13 protein-coding genes are annotated in these 16,662 nt (G+C 67.7%); 2 read left to right on the forward strand and 11 right to left on the reverse strand.

Translation table 11 applies throughout. From position 1 onward, the window contains the following. Positions 1–22: 22 nt before the first annotated feature. The 11 genes from rimI to rplM all read right to left on the reverse strand — a co-directional run bounded on the left by rimI (position 23) and on the right by rplM (position 12,570). A complete protein-coding gene (rimI, locus tag ACE37B_RS21455; protein ID WP_409925390.1) occupies positions 23–580 on the reverse strand; it encodes a ribosomal protein S18-alanine N-acetyltransferase in 558 nt (185 codons plus the stop codon). After that, the gene (gene tsaB / locus ACE37B_RS21460) at positions 577–1,272 is read right to left on the reverse strand and encodes a tRNA (adenosine(37)-N6)-threonylcarbamoyltransferase complex dimerization subunit type 1 TsaB (protein WP_409925391.1); all 696 of its coding nucleotides are present in this window, start codon (positions 1,270–1,272) and stop codon (positions 577–579) included. The genes rimI and tsaB overlap by 4 nt, the downstream gene beginning before the upstream one ends. Beyond that, entirely contained in the window at positions 1,266–1,835 is a 570-nt protein-coding gene (tsaE, locus tag ACE37B_RS21465; protein WP_409925392.1) for a tRNA (adenosine(37)-N6)-threonylcarbamoyltransferase complex ATPase subunit type 1 TsaE, read from the reverse strand. The genes tsaB and tsaE overlap by 7 nt, the downstream gene beginning before the upstream one ends. Continuing rightward, positions 1,835–2,962: an alanine racemase gene (alr, locus tag ACE37B_RS21470; protein ID WP_409925393.1), complete on the reverse strand. Its 1,128-nt coding sequence runs from the start codon at positions 2,960–2,962 to the stop codon at positions 1,835–1,837. The genes tsaE and alr overlap by 1 nt, the downstream gene beginning before the upstream one ends. Further along, the gene (locus ACE37B_RS21475; RefSeq protein WP_409925394.1) at positions 2,959–4,404 is read right to left on the reverse strand and encodes an NAD(P)H-hydrate dehydratase; all 1,446 of its coding nucleotides are present in this window, start codon (positions 4,402–4,404) and stop codon (positions 2,959–2,961) included. Before ACE37B_RS21475 ends, alr begins: the two co-directional genes overlap by 4 nt. Positions 4,405–4,537: 133 nt before the next feature. Continuing rightward, positions 4,538–6,268 carry a class I adenylate-forming enzyme family protein gene (locus ACE37B_RS21480; protein WP_409925395.1) on the reverse strand — a complete coding sequence of 577 codons (1,731 nt, stop codon included), beginning with the start codon at positions 6,266–6,268 and terminating at the stop codon, positions 4,538–4,540. Between the two features lie 118 nt (positions 6,269–6,386). Beyond that, positions 6,387–6,770, reverse strand: a complete 384-nt coding sequence (locus tag ACE37B_RS21485; RefSeq protein WP_409925396.1) for a holo-ACP synthase — start codon at positions 6,768–6,770, stop codon at positions 6,387–6,389. Next, positions 6,767–10,177, reverse strand: a complete 3,411-nt coding sequence (locus tag ACE37B_RS21490) for an SIS domain-containing protein (RefSeq protein WP_409925397.1) — start codon at positions 10,175–10,177, stop codon at positions 6,767–6,769. Before ACE37B_RS21490 ends, ACE37B_RS21485 begins: the two co-directional genes overlap by 4 nt. 124 nt (positions 10,178–10,301) lie before the next feature. Next, positions 10,302–11,645, reverse strand: coding sequence for a phosphoglucosamine mutase (gene glmM / locus ACE37B_RS21495; RefSeq protein ID WP_409925398.1), 1,344 nt, complete (start codon positions 11,643–11,645; stop codon positions 10,302–10,304). A gap of 40 nt (positions 11,646–11,685) precedes the next feature. Next, complete coding sequence (gene rpsI, locus ACE37B_RS21500; protein ID WP_409925399.1) at positions 11,686–12,078, reverse strand: 30S ribosomal protein S9; 393 nt, start codon at positions 12,076–12,078, stop codon at positions 11,686–11,688. 45 nt (positions 12,079–12,123) lie between these two features. Further along, positions 12,124–12,570, reverse strand: coding sequence for a 50S ribosomal protein L13 (gene rplM, locus ACE37B_RS21505; RefSeq protein WP_409925400.1), 447 nt, complete (start codon positions 12,568–12,570; stop codon positions 12,124–12,126). Positions 12,571–12,996: 426 nt separating this feature from the next. Here rplM and ACE37B_RS21510 point away from each other — a divergent pair, with 426 nt between their 5' ends. Together ACE37B_RS21510 and ACE37B_RS21515 are read left to right on the forward strand one after the other, a co-directional pair. Further along, positions 12,997–15,003: an EAL domain-containing protein gene (locus ACE37B_RS21510; protein WP_409925401.1), complete on the forward strand. Its 2,007-nt coding sequence runs from the start codon at positions 12,997–12,999 to the stop codon at positions 15,001–15,003. Positions 15,004–15,096: 93 nt separating this feature from the next. Next, a complete protein-coding gene (locus ACE37B_RS21515; protein ID WP_409925402.1) occupies positions 15,097–16,608 on the forward strand; it encodes a class I adenylate-forming enzyme family protein in 1,512 nt (503 codons plus the stop codon). The last annotated feature ends 54 nt before the right edge of the window (positions 16,609–16,662 follow it).

Genomic DNA, 16,662 nt, shown 5'->3' on the forward strand with positions numbered 1-16,662 from the left:
GTGGTCCGATCATCCGCCGTGTTCACATCACACCTCCAGCGGCCAGCGCATCGAGTCGGGCCCGATACTCCTCGGAGTCGATGTCGTGGCACCACATCACGATCGCGTCCTCGGTGTTCTCGTAGTACTTTTGGCGAACTCCGGCCGGGACGAACCCGAACGACCGGTACAGCTCCTGTGCGCCGGTGCTCGAGACGCGCACTTCCAGCGTCCAGGAGACACACGCACGTCGCAGTGCCTCTTCCGCGAGGGCCGACATCATCGTTCGTGCGATCCCACGTCGACGAGCCGCCGGATGAACGGCCACGTTGGTGACGTGCGCCTCGTCGGCCGCGAACCAGAGCCCAGCGTGGCCGACGATGCGGCCACCGAGCCGAGCGACGAGGTAGTGCCGCGAGCCCGATTTGACCTGTTCGAGTTCGCTCTGGAACACACCCGACGACCACGGCTTCGGGTAAGCCAGGCGCTCGACCTCCAGCACTCCGGCCTTCAGATCGCGGCGACGCATCGGCGACAGCCGCACGAACTCGCCGTCGTCGGGAACGTCGTCGCGTCGGAGCATGCGTTCGATGACGCTCATCGCCGGCTCTCCCGTGTCGCCCAGTTGATCACGGCGTCGGGCGCACGCAGGTACAAGGGCTCGATCTCGCGTGCGTTCACCCACTCTTCGCGCAGCGCACGGGCATGCGCGAGCTGCACCAGCGGCGACGCCGACGGGTGGTCGTCACCGCCGATCTCGCAGTGGTACCCCTCGACGATCTCGTCCCGGTATCGACGTGCGCCGTCGCCGATGCACAGCACGTCTTGATTGCGCGCCATCAGGTCGGCGACGAGTTCGTCGACCGGACCCACCATCGGATCCGCGATCTGCTGGATTCCACCGGGAACCTGGCGGTACATGGCGTAGAAGACCTCACCCTTGCGGGCGTCGATCACCGGCACGACGACCTTGTCGGCGTGGCGACTCGAGAACGCGAGCAAGTCGAGCGAGGAGATCCCGATCATCGGCACGCGCAGCGCCTGGGCGATCGCCTTGGCCGTGGCGAGTCCGACACGCATCCCGGTGAACAGCCCGGGCCCGATGTCGACGGCGACGACGCTGATCTCGTCGAGTTCGATGTCGGCCTGCTCCATCACGAACTGGATCGCCGGGACGAGGGTCTCGGCATGGCGTCGTCCCTTGGTGATCTCGAACAGACCGATCACGCCTTCGTGGCCGCCGACGGCCACGCTGACGCGCTCGGTCGCCGTTTCGATTCCGAGGATCAGCATCGGTAGCCCTCCACGGCGTCGCTGAGCCGTTCCCATCGTCCGGCCCAGCTCGCGCCGACACCGGCGATCTCGATGATCCGACGCCCTTCGAGGCTCAAGACGTCGAGGTCGTCGTCACCTGCATCACCTGCATCACCTGCATCGAGGTCGAGAGCGTCGTCGTACGCCGTCTCGAGATACACGACGAGGTGGTCCCCGAACATGCCGTCGACGACGTCACCCCACTCGACGAGCACGATGCCGCGGAACTCGGCCAGTTCGGGCAGCGCGAGCTCAGCGACCTCGGCGGTGTGGTCGAGTCGATACAGGTCGGCGTGATGCAGGGTGATCTTGCCGGCGTGCGGACCCGACTCGATGTCGTAGCTGTGCACGAGCGTGAACGTCGGAGACGTGATGGGTCCGTCGACGCCGAGCGCCCGACCGAATCCTTGTGCGAACGCCGTCTTGCCGGCGCCCATCTCGCCGGCGAGCACGATGACGTCGCCAGCCCGTGCGAGGCCAGCGATCGCTGCGGCGACCTCGTGCGTCTCGGCGGTCGACGCCGTTCGAAGCTCGATGGACATCAGCCGTTGATGCTACGGCGAGGAACTCTCGGCACGCGCCCCGAGATGCCACACACGATCTCGTAGCCGATCGTGTCGAGTCGTCGACCCCACTCCTCCGCGGTCACCACGGCGTCGTCCTGGCGTCCGATCAGCGTCACATCGTCGCCGACGCGCACGTCGACATCGCCACAATCGACCATCAACTGGTCCATCGTGACCACCCCGACGATCGGGCACCGACGACCACCGATCAGGACGGCACCTCCAGTCGCCCACAATCGGCGTGGGACCCCGTCGGCATAGCCGATCGGGATCGTCGCGACGGTCGTGTCCTCACCGAACCGATGACGCAGACCGTAGGAGATGCGACTGCCGGCGCGTACCTGTTTGACGAACGCCACGCGGGCCCGCAGTTCGAGCGCCGGCCGCAGGTCAGCGCACAGCTCGCTGACCCCGTCGCCTGGCGAGATCCCGTACATCGCGATCCCGACGCGCACCATCGACAGGCGCGACGCAGGATGAGCGAGCGCACCCGCGGAGTTGGCCGCGTGTACCAACGGAACGTCGCCGAGTTGCTCGATCACCTTGGCGAACGTCGCCAACTGCTCTTCGGTGAACGAGACGTTGGCAGCTGCGGCGTCATCGGCAACCGCGAGGTGGGTGAAGACCCCGGCCAGGCGCAGCTCCGGTGCGCGCTGCTCGATCGCGGTCGCCATCGAGACCGCCGCGTGCGGATGCGCGCCGACGCGCTGCATCCCGGTATCGACGAGGAGGTGCACCGGAAGCCCGGTCGGCCGTTCGGCGACGAGCGCATCGAGGAACCGCCGCTGATAGACCGCCGGGGTGAGGCGGTGCTCGATGATCGTCGCGGCGAGTTCGGGTGGCGGTTCGCTCAGCAGCAGGATCGGCGCGTCGATCCCGGCCCGGCGCAGCTCGACGCCTTCTTGTACGAGCGCGACACAGAGCCCCTCGGCTCCGGCGTCCATCGCCGCTCGGGCGACCCCGATGGCACCGTGGCCGTAGCCGTTCGCCTTGACGACGGCCCAGAGCGCTGACGGCGCGACGCGACGGCGAATCGTCTCCACGTTGTGGCCGATCGCGTCGAGGTCGATCTCGGCCCATGCCCACCGGAGGTCGACACTCATGCGAGATCCTCGACGACATACGGCAACCGTTCGACCAGATCACCTGCGACCAGCCCGTGGCGAAGGCAACGATGACCGGCCTCGGCGTGCACCCACGCCGCGGCGGCGGCAGCGCGCCCCGGGTCGAGGCCAGCAGCGAGAAGCGCACCGATGATGCCGGCGAGCACGTCACCGGTCCCGGCGGTCGCCAGGCGCTGATCTCCGTGGTCGACGAACCACACCGGCCCGGCGAGGTCGGTGCGATCATCGTCATGAGCTCGGGGTGAGGCGACCAGGGTCGTCGCACCCTTCAGCAAGATCGTGGTGTCGAAGTCGTCCGCGGTGGCGCGCAGCGATGCAACTCGATCCGGTCCTGGCGCCGCACCCGTGAGATTGGCGAACTCGCCGTCGTGCGGAGTGAGGACCGTGGCGAGCTCGCGCGACCGAAGCAGCGGAGCGGCGCCCTCCGAACTCCATGCGCTCGCGAACAGGCCGTCACCATCGATCACGAGCGGCACGGTCGCGTCGGCGATGCACGCTCGTGCCGACATCAACACGGCATCGTCGCGGCCGAGACCCGGACCGATCACCAACGACCCGAAACGGTGGATGTCGACGAGCGCGTCAGTGGCGAAGTCGGTGGCCGCCACGTGACGCTGGACGACTTCGGGAGGTGTCGCCACGTCGTACCCCGGAGCCATGACGCCTGGCCCCATCGCGCCTGCCCCGAGGACGCCCGGCATCCGCGTGCCCGGGCTCGACACAGACACGAGACTGGCGCCGGCTCGCGCCGCGGCGCTCGAGCACAGCACGGCGGCGCCGGGCATCTCGGCACTCCCGGCGATGATCTTGACCGCCGCGTTCCATTTGTGCGCGTCGATCCGGCGCCGCGGCCACCATGCCGCGACGTCCGCTGGACCGACGAGGTGCTGCGTGGCGCCGGAGACGTCGAGGCCGATGTCGGCCACCTCGATCGAACCGCTCAACTCGGGCCCGCGCCGGAGCAGGAGGCCGGGCTTGAGCGCCTGGAATGTGACCGTGCGGTCGGCGGCCAGGACGCCGGGGCCCGCCGCGCCGGTCAACGCATCGAGCCCGCTGGGCACGTCGACGGCGAGCACGAGCGCATCGCCGACGTCCGGGGCGATCCATTCCCCGCGAAAACCGGTGCCGTACGCAGCGTCGACGACCAGATCGCAGCGCGCCAGGATCGGCGGACGCATCGCCGCGTCGATGAGCCGGACTCGCACGCCTCGACGTTCCAGGTGCCGGGCGGCGACACGGCCATCGGCGCCGTTGTTGCCCTTGCCGACGAGGACGTTCACCGTCCGGCCGTACGCCCCGCCGAGCAGGTCGATTGCAGCTCGCGCCACGGCACGCCCGGCGCGCTCGACGAGTTCCTCGAGCGACTCGGGCGCGGCGGCATCGATCTCTGCCATCTCGATCGGAGTGACGACCGGAGTCATGCGTGCAGCTTGCCACGCACGGGCGCGTCGGCGCCGCCGAGCCCACCGGAATGCGCATCGAACCACCGCGGCGCCGTCAGCAGCACGAAGCACGCGGACAACACGACGGGTTCGCCAGGCGTGAACGGAGCCGTCAGCCGGCCAGCGAGTCGCGCAGCTCGCGCTTCAAGAACTTGCCGTTGGCGTTGCGCGGCAGCGGCTCGTTGAGGAACCACACCCGCTCGGGGATCTTGTACTTGGCGAGTTTGTCGCCCAGGAAGGCCGAGAGCTCGGCGTGGTCGAGCGAGGCGCCAGGCGCGAGCACGATCGCCGCGACGACGATCTCGCCGAGCCGATCGTCGGGCAGCCCGAACACGGCGGCCTCAGCGACAGCGGCATGTTCGTAGATCGCCGCCTCGACTTCGGAGCAATAGACGTTCTCGCCGCCGCGCAGCACCATGTCCTTGGCGCGGTCGACGATGTAGACGAACCCGTCGTCGTCGATCTCGGCGATGTCGCCGGTGCGAAACCATCCGTCCTGGATCGCATCAGCCGTCGCTTCGGGACGGTTGAGGTACCCCTTGATCACGACCGCACCGCGAACGCACAACTCGCCGCGCGCACCGGACCCGGAGACTTCCTCGCCAGCTTCGTCGATGAGCTTGGCATCGAGACACGGTACGACGCGGCCGCACGAGGCCGGCTTGGACACGTACAGCGATCCGGAGTTGGCGGTCACGATGCCGTGCGTCTCCGTGAGCCCGTAGCCGGTGCTCGGCGAACCACCGGCGAGCGACTTGTCGATCTTCTCGACGAGGTCGGGCTGCACCGGCGCACCGCCGCCGCCCATGCCCACGAGGCTCGACGTGTCACGAGCCGCCCAGTCCGGGTGCATGAGCATCTCACGGCTCATCGTCGGCACGCCCGAGAAGTTGGTGACCCCTTCGCGTTCGATCAACTCGATCGCCCGGGCGGCATCCCACTTGTAGGTGAGGACGAGCTTCGAGCCCGAGATCGTCGCCGGATGCAGCAGACAGTTGTTGGCCGTGACGTGGAACAGCGGCGTCGGTGCCATGAAGACGTTCTGCTTCTCGCCAGCGGCACTCAGGTCGGGAAGATCCGACGCCGTCCCGGCCTTTTGTGCAGCAAGTGCACTCACCGCTGCCATGAACGCGAGGTCGACCAGGTTGTGCACCGAGCCTCGATGGGTGAGCTGGGCGCCCTTCGGGAAGCCGGTCGTGCCCGAGGTGTAGAAGATGCACGCGTCGTCGTCGGGATCGATCGTGGCGTCGGGCAACGTCGCCGGCGCCGACTCCGGGTCGATCACGTCGTTCCACCGACTGGCGTCGTCGGGAAGGTCACCGTCGTAGCGCACCGTCATGAGATGGAGGGGAGCGCCACCGTCGCCGGAACGCAACTCGTCGAGGATCGGCAGGACCCGCTCGACGCGCTCACCGTCGGCGATGAGCACCTTGGGCCGAGAGTCCGCGAGGCCGTACTTCATCTCGTCGGTGGTCCACCACGCGTTCATCCCGACACACGCTGCGCCGAGCGAGATGATCGCCCAGTAGGAAAAGACCCACTCGGGATAGTTGCGCATCGCGATCGCGACGCGATCGCCGCGCTGCACGCCGTGCACCTCGACGAGGTGATGCGCCAAGGCCTTGACGATCTTGTCGGCCTCGGCGTACGTGAAGCGCTCGTCTTCGAACACCACATAGTCCTTGTCGGCATGGAACGCGGCGAGTTCCCAGATGAAGCGCATCGACGGCGGAGCCGAGTCGAACACTCGGATCGGTACGTCGCGCACCTCGATCTCACTCATCGCGAACTGGGCTCCCGGTGCCGTCAGTTCATCCCAGGCCGCTGTGTACTCGTCGATCATGGCGACATGATCGCAGTCTGGGGCGTCCCGCTCCAATCCGTACGCGCCGAGCTCCGACGAGAGCCGCACCTGCAGCATCTCGACGTGCAGCCGACGGTCAGTCGAGCGCCGGCCCAGCTCACTCGGCGAGCACGTAGGCGCCTGCCGTCGACGCCGAATGCGTCAACGACAGATGCCACCGGGTCACCCCGGCACGGTTGGCCAGCTCGAGCGCCCGTCCCGTGATCGCGAGAGACGGCGCACCCGACTCGGCCCGCTCGACCCAGACCTCGTGAAAACCGAACGCTCCGAGGCCCAGCCCAAGCGACTTCATCACCGCTTCGCGGGCGGCGAAGCGAGCCGCAAGCGACGGCACAGGGTCGACTTTCGGGGCAACGTAGTCGAGTTCGACCTGGGTGAACAGCCGGGTTCGCATCGTCGGCGTCCGCGCCAGGGATGTCCGAAACCGCTCGATGTCGACGAGGTCGATCCCGATCCCGATCACCGACCCGGACACGTTCACGACGTCAACGGCGACGGCGACGGCGACGGCGACGGCGGACTCGATCGCCAGTGATCTGCCGTCGCCGAGATCGGGCCGATGAGCAACTCGTGCACCGGGATGGTCGCGAGCAGCGATTCGTCGAAGACCCCTTCGGTTTCCGACACCCAGTCGACGAGCCGGTCATAGCGGCGGTCGTAGCCCTGCAGGACCCCGCGCATCACCTCAGCGGGCCGAGTGTCGTGGAACGCGACGTGGAGCAAGGTGATGCCGGTGGTCTGGCCGGCCTTGACCTCCGGAACGAAGATGACAGTGCGGCCGTCGCTGCGACCCTTCGCCACGAGCACCTCGCGCTCATTGGCGACGCGATGCTTGGTGCCGCGTACGACGCTGACGCCGCGGACTCGGCTGGGCAGATCGCGCGAGATGCCGCCTCGGTCGATGATCGTCAGCGCGTCGCCGTCGATGTCGTAGCGGGTGAATCCTCGGACGTCGGCGACGGCGGGATCGAGGTCGGCGAGCACCTTGAGGGTGCGGTAACTGAGCACGTCGCGGCCTGCGCCGGCGGCGAGCACCGCCTGGACGAGCGGACGGTCGATGATGCCCTCGTCGCTGCGGGAGATTCCGACCGTGACGGTCTTCGCCTGGTGTTTGATCGTGTCGACCGGACGCGTGAGTTCCTCGATCGCCGAGGTCAGCGCGGCGACCAGGTCGTCGATCAGCGACGACGGGGTCGCGACCTTGCCCGTCGACTCCTGGTACGCCTCGACCGGCCGATCGGAGAGCAGGTCACGGAACATACCGCTGAGCCGGACGGCGGTCGACGCTTCGAGGTGACCGTCGAACAGATTGGACCGCAAGCCGTCGTGGAAGCGCTGCGACACGTGCTGCAGGTCCCGCCGCAGGCGCTCGACCGCCTCGTCGCCCGACAGGCCTTCGCCGACGAGATGCTCGATCGCCTCGCGCGCGGCGCGCAGCGGGTGGGCGGACGCGTCGATGGCGAGCGCAGCTTCGTAGCCGAACAGGTGGCCCGCCATCGCCGACAGGACGAACCCGAGTGACGGGTCGACGATCGGCACTTCGATCACGGCCGCCGCCTGATACCGGGAGTCGCCGTCGTTCGCGAACACGATCGGCGTCGCCTTGTGGGCCTTGAAGATCGCCACTTCCTTGGCGACGTCGTCGGCGGTCGACCCCTGGAGCCCTGCGGCACACACGAGGATCAGTGGCTCCGACGACAGATCGATGTGCTTCTTGTCCTCCGTCGAGTCGCACGCCATCGACTTGTAGCAGAGCTCGCTGAGCTTGATCCGAACCTCTTCGGCTGCGACCTTGTTCGGGCCGTTGCCGACCACGGCCCAGTAACGCTTGGGCGGTGCGAGACGACGCGCGGCGTCGGCGATCACGTTGCGTCGTTCGAGGGTGGCGCGCATCGCGTCGGGCAGAGCACGCAGCGAGGAGAGCACCTGTGTACGGCGACCTGCGTCGTTGCCTCCGGCCGCTTCGGCGATCGCGCAGGCGAGGAGCGCGCCGGCGGCGACCTGCGCGTAGAACGCCTTCGTCGAGGCCACGCTCATCTCCACGTCCCGGCCGTCGGAGGTGTACATCACCCCGTCGGCCTTGTCGGTGAGGTCGGAACCGCGCCGGTTGACGATACCGATCACCATGCCGCCGCGAGCGCGGATCAGATCGACCGTGCGGTTGGTGTCGGTGGTGGTGCCCGACTGGCTGACAGCGATCGCCAGCGTGTCGCTCATGTCGAGGCGCAGGTTGAAACCCGACAACTCGGTCGCGGTGATCGCGTCGACGTCGAGGGAGGCATCGGTCAGTTCGTCGAGGATCGCAGCCGTGCTCTGTCCGGCGACCGCGGCGGTGCCCTGGCCGATCACGCGGATTCGGGTGATGGTGCCATCGGCGAGCCGAGCAGCGATCACGTCGGGGAGCGCACGAGCTCCGACCACAGCCCGGAGTCCGCCGTCGTCGGTCGGAGCGATCTTGCCGCGCAGGGTTTTCGCGAAACTGTTGGGCGCCTCGCCGATCTCTTTCAACAGGTAGTGCGGGGCATCGCCGCGGTCGATGTCGCGGGTCGTGACCTCGGCAACGTGGACGTCGTCGTCACCGACGGGCAGGTCGCCACCGTCGTAGGAGATGCGGCGAATCCCGGCGAACTCGCCAGCGGTCGCCGCATCGAGGACCACGATCTCTCCGCCGTGCTCGCCATCGAGGCGGACGTAGCGCTCGGTCTCTTCGACGACGCCGTAGGGCTCCGACGCCACGATGTAGCAGTCGTCACCCAGTCCGACGTAGAGGCCTTGGCCGCTCCCTCGCAACGCCAACAACAAGGTGTCGGGCCGCTCCGCTGCCATCGCTCCGATCGCCACCGAGCCGTCGAACGACGACACCGTGCGACGGAACGACTCGATCAGGTCGACGCCGTCAGCGAGATGGCGGCTGGCGATCGTCGGGATCACCTTTGCATCGGTGGTGATCGGTCGTGCGATGTGCAGTCCGTGCTCGACTCGCAGGTCGCCGTGGTTGTCGACGTCGCCGTTCAGCGCGGCGACCACGTACGGCGCGTCGACCCCGCCCTGTTGCTCGGCCTCTTCGGAGTTGAGTGGGTGCGTGTTCGGTTCGGAGATGATGCCGACGCTCGCCCAGCGAGTGTGCCCGAGCAGCGAGACCTCGGCGCCCGGCGACGACACCGCCCGACGGAACAGCGAGTCGGCAACGAGCGCACGACGCAGCGCCGCCGTGTTGTCGCCCAGTTCACCGATCTCGGCGGCCTTCTTGTAGACGAACGAGAGCACCGGGGTGTCACCGGAGTCGATCGCAACGACCGAACCCGACTCGAAGAGCGGGTCATGGCCGCGTTGTTCGAGCAAGGTCTGCAGCGCTCCGGGCTCGATGTCGTGACCACGTACGAACAGGTGGATCCCAGCGGAATCACGACCGCGAACCTCGAGTCGGTCGAGCGCCGAGAACGCCTGCTGGGCGACGAGGTACGCGCCGAGCGCCGAGCGTGGAGCGTCGCGGCCAGCGAGTGCTTCGACCTCTCGCACCGTGCGGAACCGGTCGTTGCGGACCGCCCAGAGCGCATCCTTGAGCTGGATCAGTTCGGCGTTGGCGACTTCGAGGTCGTCGGCGTCGAGTTCGTCGACGTTCGCGTCGAGCGTGTGCTCTCGCTCGACCGCGAACGCGTCGAGGCGATCGAGACGCGACGTCAGCGACGCGACGATGTCGACGAGTCCGGAGAGCGCCAGCACGCCGGGCAGGCCGCGCAGCGCTTCGTCGACGGAGCGAACCGCAGCCGCCATCGCCGGCACGTCGGGCGTCATCTCGATCGCTGCGTCGAGACCACCGATCAGATTCTCGGCCGAGGGCACCTGACGGGTCGGTGGCCGACCGACCACGGCAATGATTCCGCACATGGCCGACCACGCTATCCACCCGGACGGGTCGCCATCGGCCAGGCCCGCACGTCGTCGTCCGGGGCGCCTGGCGACACCGCGCAGCCCGCGCTGGCTCGGATCGCGGCCGAATTCGGCGGTCGGATCAGCCGAAGCGTCGGCGGGCGACGTCGGCGAGATGGTCGGCGACCCGCTGTGCGTCATCAGCCCTCTCCGCTTCGACCATGACCCTGATCAATGGCTCGGTGCCACTCGCACGCACCAGGACACGGCCACCCGCACCCGCTCCGGAACGCAGCCGAGCTTCGACCTCGGCGATCTCGTCGGCGAGCCGTTCGGCGACATCGGGCGCCGTCGTCGCAACGCGCACGTTGACGAGCACCTGCGGCAGCGAGGTCATGGCGTCGGCAGCGATGTCGGCAAGCGGGCGACCGCTCCGCCGAACCACGTCGAGGAGTGCAATCGCGGTGAGCAGCCCGTCGCCGGTGGTCGCATGATCGGCAAAGACGACGTGACCGCTCTGCTCGCCGCCGAGCGAGAACCCGCCGGCAGCAAGCGCCTCGAGCACGTAGCGGTCACCGACCGCTGTCTCCACGACGGTGATGCCCGCGTCATCCATCGCCCGCCGGAATCCGAGGTTGGTCATCACCGTGATCACCACGGTGTCGTGAGCGAGACGGCCGCGCTCGCGCAGATCGTTCGCGCAGATGGCGATGATGTGGTCGCCGTCGACGACGTCACCACGGTGGTCGACGGCGATGAGCCGATCGGCGTCGCCGTCGAGGGCGATGCCCACATCGGCGGCGTGTTCACGCACGGCGACCGCCACGGCCTCGGGGTGCGTCGCCCCACACCGATCGTTGATGTTGCGACCATCGGGATCGACCCCGATGGCGATCACCTCGGCGCCCGCTGCTCGCAGCACCGCCGGAGCGATCGCGAAGGCCGCGCCGTTGGCGGCGTCGACCACGATGCGCATCCCGTCGAGACGACGGCCCTCGAGGAGCGCCAGAACATGCGCCTCGTAGTCGTTCACGTCGTCCGACGCCGACGCCGTACCGACGCGTACCGACTCGTGGCGGGCCTCGGTCTCGCTCGTGGCTGCCGCTCCCGCGTCGATCGCGGCTTCGATCGCGATCTGGACGTCGTCGCCGAGTTTCGTGCCGCCGACCGCGAACAGTTTGATGCCGTTGTCGTGGTACGGGTTGTGCGATGCCGACACGACGGCGCCCATCGCGCCGCGTCGCTGCGCTTCGAACGCGACCACCGGGGTCGGCACGACGCCCAACTGCACGACGGCGACGCCCGCCGACGCGAAGCCCTCGGTGAGCGCGTCGACGAAGTCGGGCGTCGAGACTCGCGTGTCGCCACCGACGACCACCGCAGAGGCCCCCAGAACGCGAGACGCCGCACGCGCGAGGCGTGCGGCGAACTCGGTGGTCAATTCGTCGTGAGCGACGCCACGCACCCCGTCGGTACCGAACTTCATGGTCCCGAGTTTCATGGGGGCGCAGCCAGCCGGCGACGGCTCAGCGCTTGGTGAACTGCGGCGCCTTGCGGGCCTTCTTGAGGCCGTACTTCTTGCGTTCCTTCTTACGCGGGTCACGCGTCAGGAGGCCGGCGCTCTTCAGGCCGTTGCGGGCTTCGGGGTCGAGTTCGACCAGCGATCGAGCGATGGCCATGCGCAGCGCGCCAGCCTGACCGCTCGATCCTCCACCGTGGATGGTGGCGGTGACGTCGTAGGACTCTCGCGTCTCGGTGACGACCATCGGCTCGGCGACGACCATCTGCGAGGCGGCCGTCGGGAAATACGCCTCGAGCGTCTTGCCGTTGATGATGAACTGTCCGGTCCCGGGGCGCAGTGCGGCGCGGGCGACCGCGCGCTTGCGGCGGCCGGTGGTCTGGGTGAGTGGCTTGGTCATGGGGTTCTCGTTCTCGTCAGTCGTTGCGTGTCGTCAGGCGCCAGCTCAACGAGCCTTGGCGTGGTCGATGGCCATCGGGGTGGGCTGCTGGGATCCGTGCGGATGCTCCGGACCGGCGTACACCTTGAGCTTGGTGAGCTGCTGACGGCCCAGCGGGCCCTTCGGCAACATCCCCCGGATCGACTGACGCACGGCCTCTTCGGGCTTGCGAGCGTGCAGCTTCGCGAACGACTCCGACTTGATGCCGCCCGGGTAGCCCGAGTGGCGGTACTTGAACGTGCGCTCGGCTTTGCCCGAGGTCATCACGATCTTGTCGGCGTTGATGATGATCACGTGATCGCCGGTGTCGATGTGCGGCGCGAAGATCGGCTTGTGCTTGCCGCGCAGGACGCGGGCGACCTCGGTGCACATACGGCCGAGGACAAGACCTTCAGCGTCGACGACGTGCCAGTCGCGGGTGATCTCTTTGGCTTTCGGTGAATAGGTCGCCATGGTGCAGGCCTCTCGATGTAGTGCCGCCCCGTGTTGGCCTTTGTGGCCGTGTTGGCCAGGCTGCTCATGGTGCGATCACGTGGTGAATCCGACTGCGACGGCGTCGCAGCACCCACCGGCGGCGGCGACGCCGGTCCGATGGGACCCGGCAAGGCTATGGCCGATCCTCATCGCGCCCAACCTCTCGACCCACGCCGCTCGAAACCACCCGGTCGTCCATCGCCATCGAATCGACGATCAGGGCCCATCGCCTGCTCCACGGCGATGGCGCAATACCGTGGAGTCGACAGCGATGTCCACCGACAGCGATGACCACCGACTCCGATGACCACCCACTCCGATGACCACGAAAAAAACGAGCGACCTGCTCAACTTCGAGGCGTCGCGCACCGAAATAGTGCTGTGAGTTCTGACAGGATCGCGCGCGTGCTTCCGAGCCCGGACGATCTACCCGACCCGCTCGTGGTCCTCGACGGTGGCGGGCATGTCCGATTCGTCAACGAGATCGCTTGCCAACTCATGAGCTGGAACGCCGCAGATCTGCTCGGCAACAGCATCTTTTCGCTGGTCCATCCCGACGACATGAACCTCGCGCTCGCCTCGTTCGAGAGCGTCGGCTCCAAGCGAACCGGTGAGCTCATCGTCAGCCGAGTTCGCACCGGGCTCGGAGCGTGGATGTCACTCGAGCTCCGTGGCAATCAGCGCGAGATCGACGGCCAGACGATGACCGTGCTGATCTGTCGAGACATCAGCAATCGCCATGCGCTCGAGTTGGATGGCGGCGAAGTCGCAGTCCTGCGTTCGGTCATGAACAACATGCACGGCATGATCGCGCTCGTCGATCCGGACGGCCGAGTTCGTTCGGTCAACGGTGCCGTCACCCGCCTGCTCGGGCACGACCCGGAACTCGTCGCGGGCCAGGCGTTCGTCTCGCTCCTCCACGACGACGATCGGGCCCAGGTCCTCGACGTGGTCAGCAACCTCGGCATCCACGAGTCAGCGCAACTCGACGCTCGATTCCGGACCATCAGCGGCGACTACCTGACCTGCGAGTTCACCGTCAACAACCTCAGCGCCGATGCAACCCTCGGCGGCTACATCGTGTCAGGGCAGGTGGCCGCGGCGCTGAGCGATGCTCGCGAGCGCGTCGACTTCCTCGCCGATCACGACCGTCGCACCGGTCTGCTCAATCGAGATGGCTTCATGAAGGGCGCACATGAACTCCTTCGACAGGGCGGCGGACTCGGCTTGATGATCCTCGACGTCGTGCAGTTCCGTTCGATCAACGAGCTGTACGGCGAGCGAGTGGGCGACGCAGTGCTCACCGCGGTCGCTCAGCGGATCGACGACGTTCGCTGGCCCGACCTGCTCACCGCCCGGTTCGGCGGCGACGAGTTCGTCCTCGCAGTGCGGTCCGCCAGCGTGTCGGCCATCGAGATGTTGCGCGAGCGGATCCGGCGCGAAGCTGCCCGCCCGATCGTGCACGACGGTCAAGAGATCAACATCGAGATCCGGACCGCCACCGCGTTCGAAGCGCGTCCGCAGGGTCTCGATTCCCTCCTCGCCAGCGCCAGCAACGAACTGATGGCGATCAAGCGCAACGCCGCACCCGAGAGCGGCGGGATCACCTTCGACGCGATCAACGAACGACGCGTCCACCTCGACCAACTGCGGGCGGCGCTCGCCAGCGGGGAGATCCAACCGTTCTTTCAGCCGATCGTCGACGCGAACGGCACGGTCATCGCCGTCGAGGCACTCGTGCGCTGGGTGCACCCGCTGCGCGGGGTGCTCGGCGTCGGCGAGATCCTGCCGATCGCACAGATGGCGGGGCTCGCGAAGGCGATCGACGACCAAGTCCTGGACTTGTCGCTCGCGTTCGCCAGTCAGCTCACCGGATCGGGCTACGGCCACGTCGAGGTCCACGTCAACGTCGATCCGAAGGTGATCTCCGAGCCGGCGTTCGCGTCGAGTTTCCTGTCCCGATGCGAGTCGCACGGAACCAACCCGGCGCAGATCGTCGTCGAACTCACCGAAACCGACCTGCTCGCACCCGGTGCGACCGCACTCAACAACATGCAAACGCTCCGGCGCGCCGGAACCCACGTCTCGATCGACGACTTCGGAACCGGCTACTCGAGCTTGTCCCACCTCCTCGAACTGCCCGTCGACGGCGTGAAGATCGATCGACGCTTCGTCGCTGGCATCGACATCGACACCGCCGCCACCAACTTGACCACCGCCATCCTCGGCTTGAGTGAAAGCCTGCAGCTCAGCTGTGTGGCCGAGGGCGTCGAGCAGCCGTACCAACTCCAACGACTCGTGTCACTCGGCTGTTCGTCCTTCCAAGGCTGGCTGTTCTCACCAGCGGTCTCCGCCACTGAGATGCTGACGTTGCTGCCGCGCCTCGACGCGGTGCCGGTCGCCGCGCACTGACCGCGGCGCTCGATGCGCCAACGGCGCCGGCCAGCACGACCGTCCGCCACGCCGTGACGAGAGCGAACGACGAGCGCGAATAATGTACGAGTCGTGTACACCCTGCGCGACTCCATCCTCCGAGCCGAGCAGTTGTTCGCTCGGCGTGAAGCCGTCGTCTGCGGCGACGTTCGCCGCGACTACGCCGAGCTCGCGGATCGGGTCAGACGAGTCGCCGGTCTTCTCGAGGCGATCACCGCACGAGGAGATCGCGTCGCACTGTTGTCGCTGAATTCGGCCGAATTCCTCGAACTGTTCATCGGGGTGCCGTGCGCCGGTCGAGCGATCGTGCCCCACAACACTCGATGGGCCGCCCCTGAGTTGGCGTACGCGACCGAGGACGCCGGCGCCCGGGTCCTCATCACCGACCGCGATCCCGGCGACCTCCATCGCGTGGTCGAACGCGTCATCCGCATCGACACCGGGGAGTACGAGGAGCTGCTCTCGGCCGCCACGCCGACCGAGCTCCAGGTGCCGGTCACGCCCGGAACCCTCGCCGGACTGTTCTACACCGGCGGCACGACCGGCACCTCCAAGGGCGTGATGCTCACCCACGCCAATCTGATGGCGAACGCGGTGCACACCCAGATGGCCCAACCGTTCGTCACCGACGACCGCTACCTCACGATGGCTCCCATGTTTCATGCGGCCGGGCTCTACGAAGCGCTCGTGCTGCCATGGATCGGCGCGTGCAACGTGATTCTGCCGGCGTTCGATCCCGAGGCCGCGCTCGACACGATCGAGCGTGAGCGGATCACGTCGGCGATCGCCGTGCCGACGATGCTCGCCGCGCTCAACGAGGCCCAGGCCGCGGCGCCGCGCGACGTCTCGTCGCTGTCGTGGATGTCCCACGGCGCGTCGCCCGCCGCACTCGAGGTGTTGCGTCGCTCCGCCGAGCTGTTCGGCTGCGAGCTGATCCACCTGTACGGCGCCACCGAGACCGCACCCATCGCCACCGTCTTCCGACACGAGGAGCAGCACCTCGACAGCGACCGAGCGAAGAGTTGCGGCGTCGCCCCGCCCGGCGTGTCGCTGCGCATCGTCGGCAACGATGGCGAAACGCTCCCGGTCGGCGAGACGGGCGAGGTCGCCATCAACGGACCGAACGTGATGGTCGGCTACTGGAACAAGCCAGAGCAGACCGCGGCCGTACTCAGCCGTGACGGGTGGTACCGCAGCGGCGACGTCGGCCGACTCGACGAGGAGGGCTACCTGTTCCTCGTCGACCGAGCCAAGGACATGATCGTCAGCGGCGGCGAGAACGTCTACTGCACCGAGGTCGAAGACGTGCTGTACACCCACCCGGCCGTGCTCGAGGCCACCGTGTTCGGCATTCCCGACGCGAAGTGGGGAGAGCGAGTCCACGCGGTGGTCGTGATTCGTGACGGACACGAGCTCACCGAGGAGGAGTTGATCGCGCACTGCGCTGGCTCGATCGGCGGGTACAAGATCCCGAAGTCGATCACCTTCCAGACCGAACCGCTGCCGAAATCCGGTCCGGGCAAAGTGCTCAAGCGTGTGCTGCGCGCCCCCTTCTGGGAAGGCCACGAGACAGCGATCATCTGAGCTGCACCGTCATCGGCGCGCTCGAGCGAACAACGCAGCCCGCCAGAGCGACGA

The sequence above is a fragment of the Ilumatobacter sp. genome (assembly GCF_046290335.1).
Classification (GTDB): Bacteria; Actinomycetota; Acidimicrobiia; order Acidimicrobiales; family Ilumatobacteraceae; genus Ilumatobacter_A.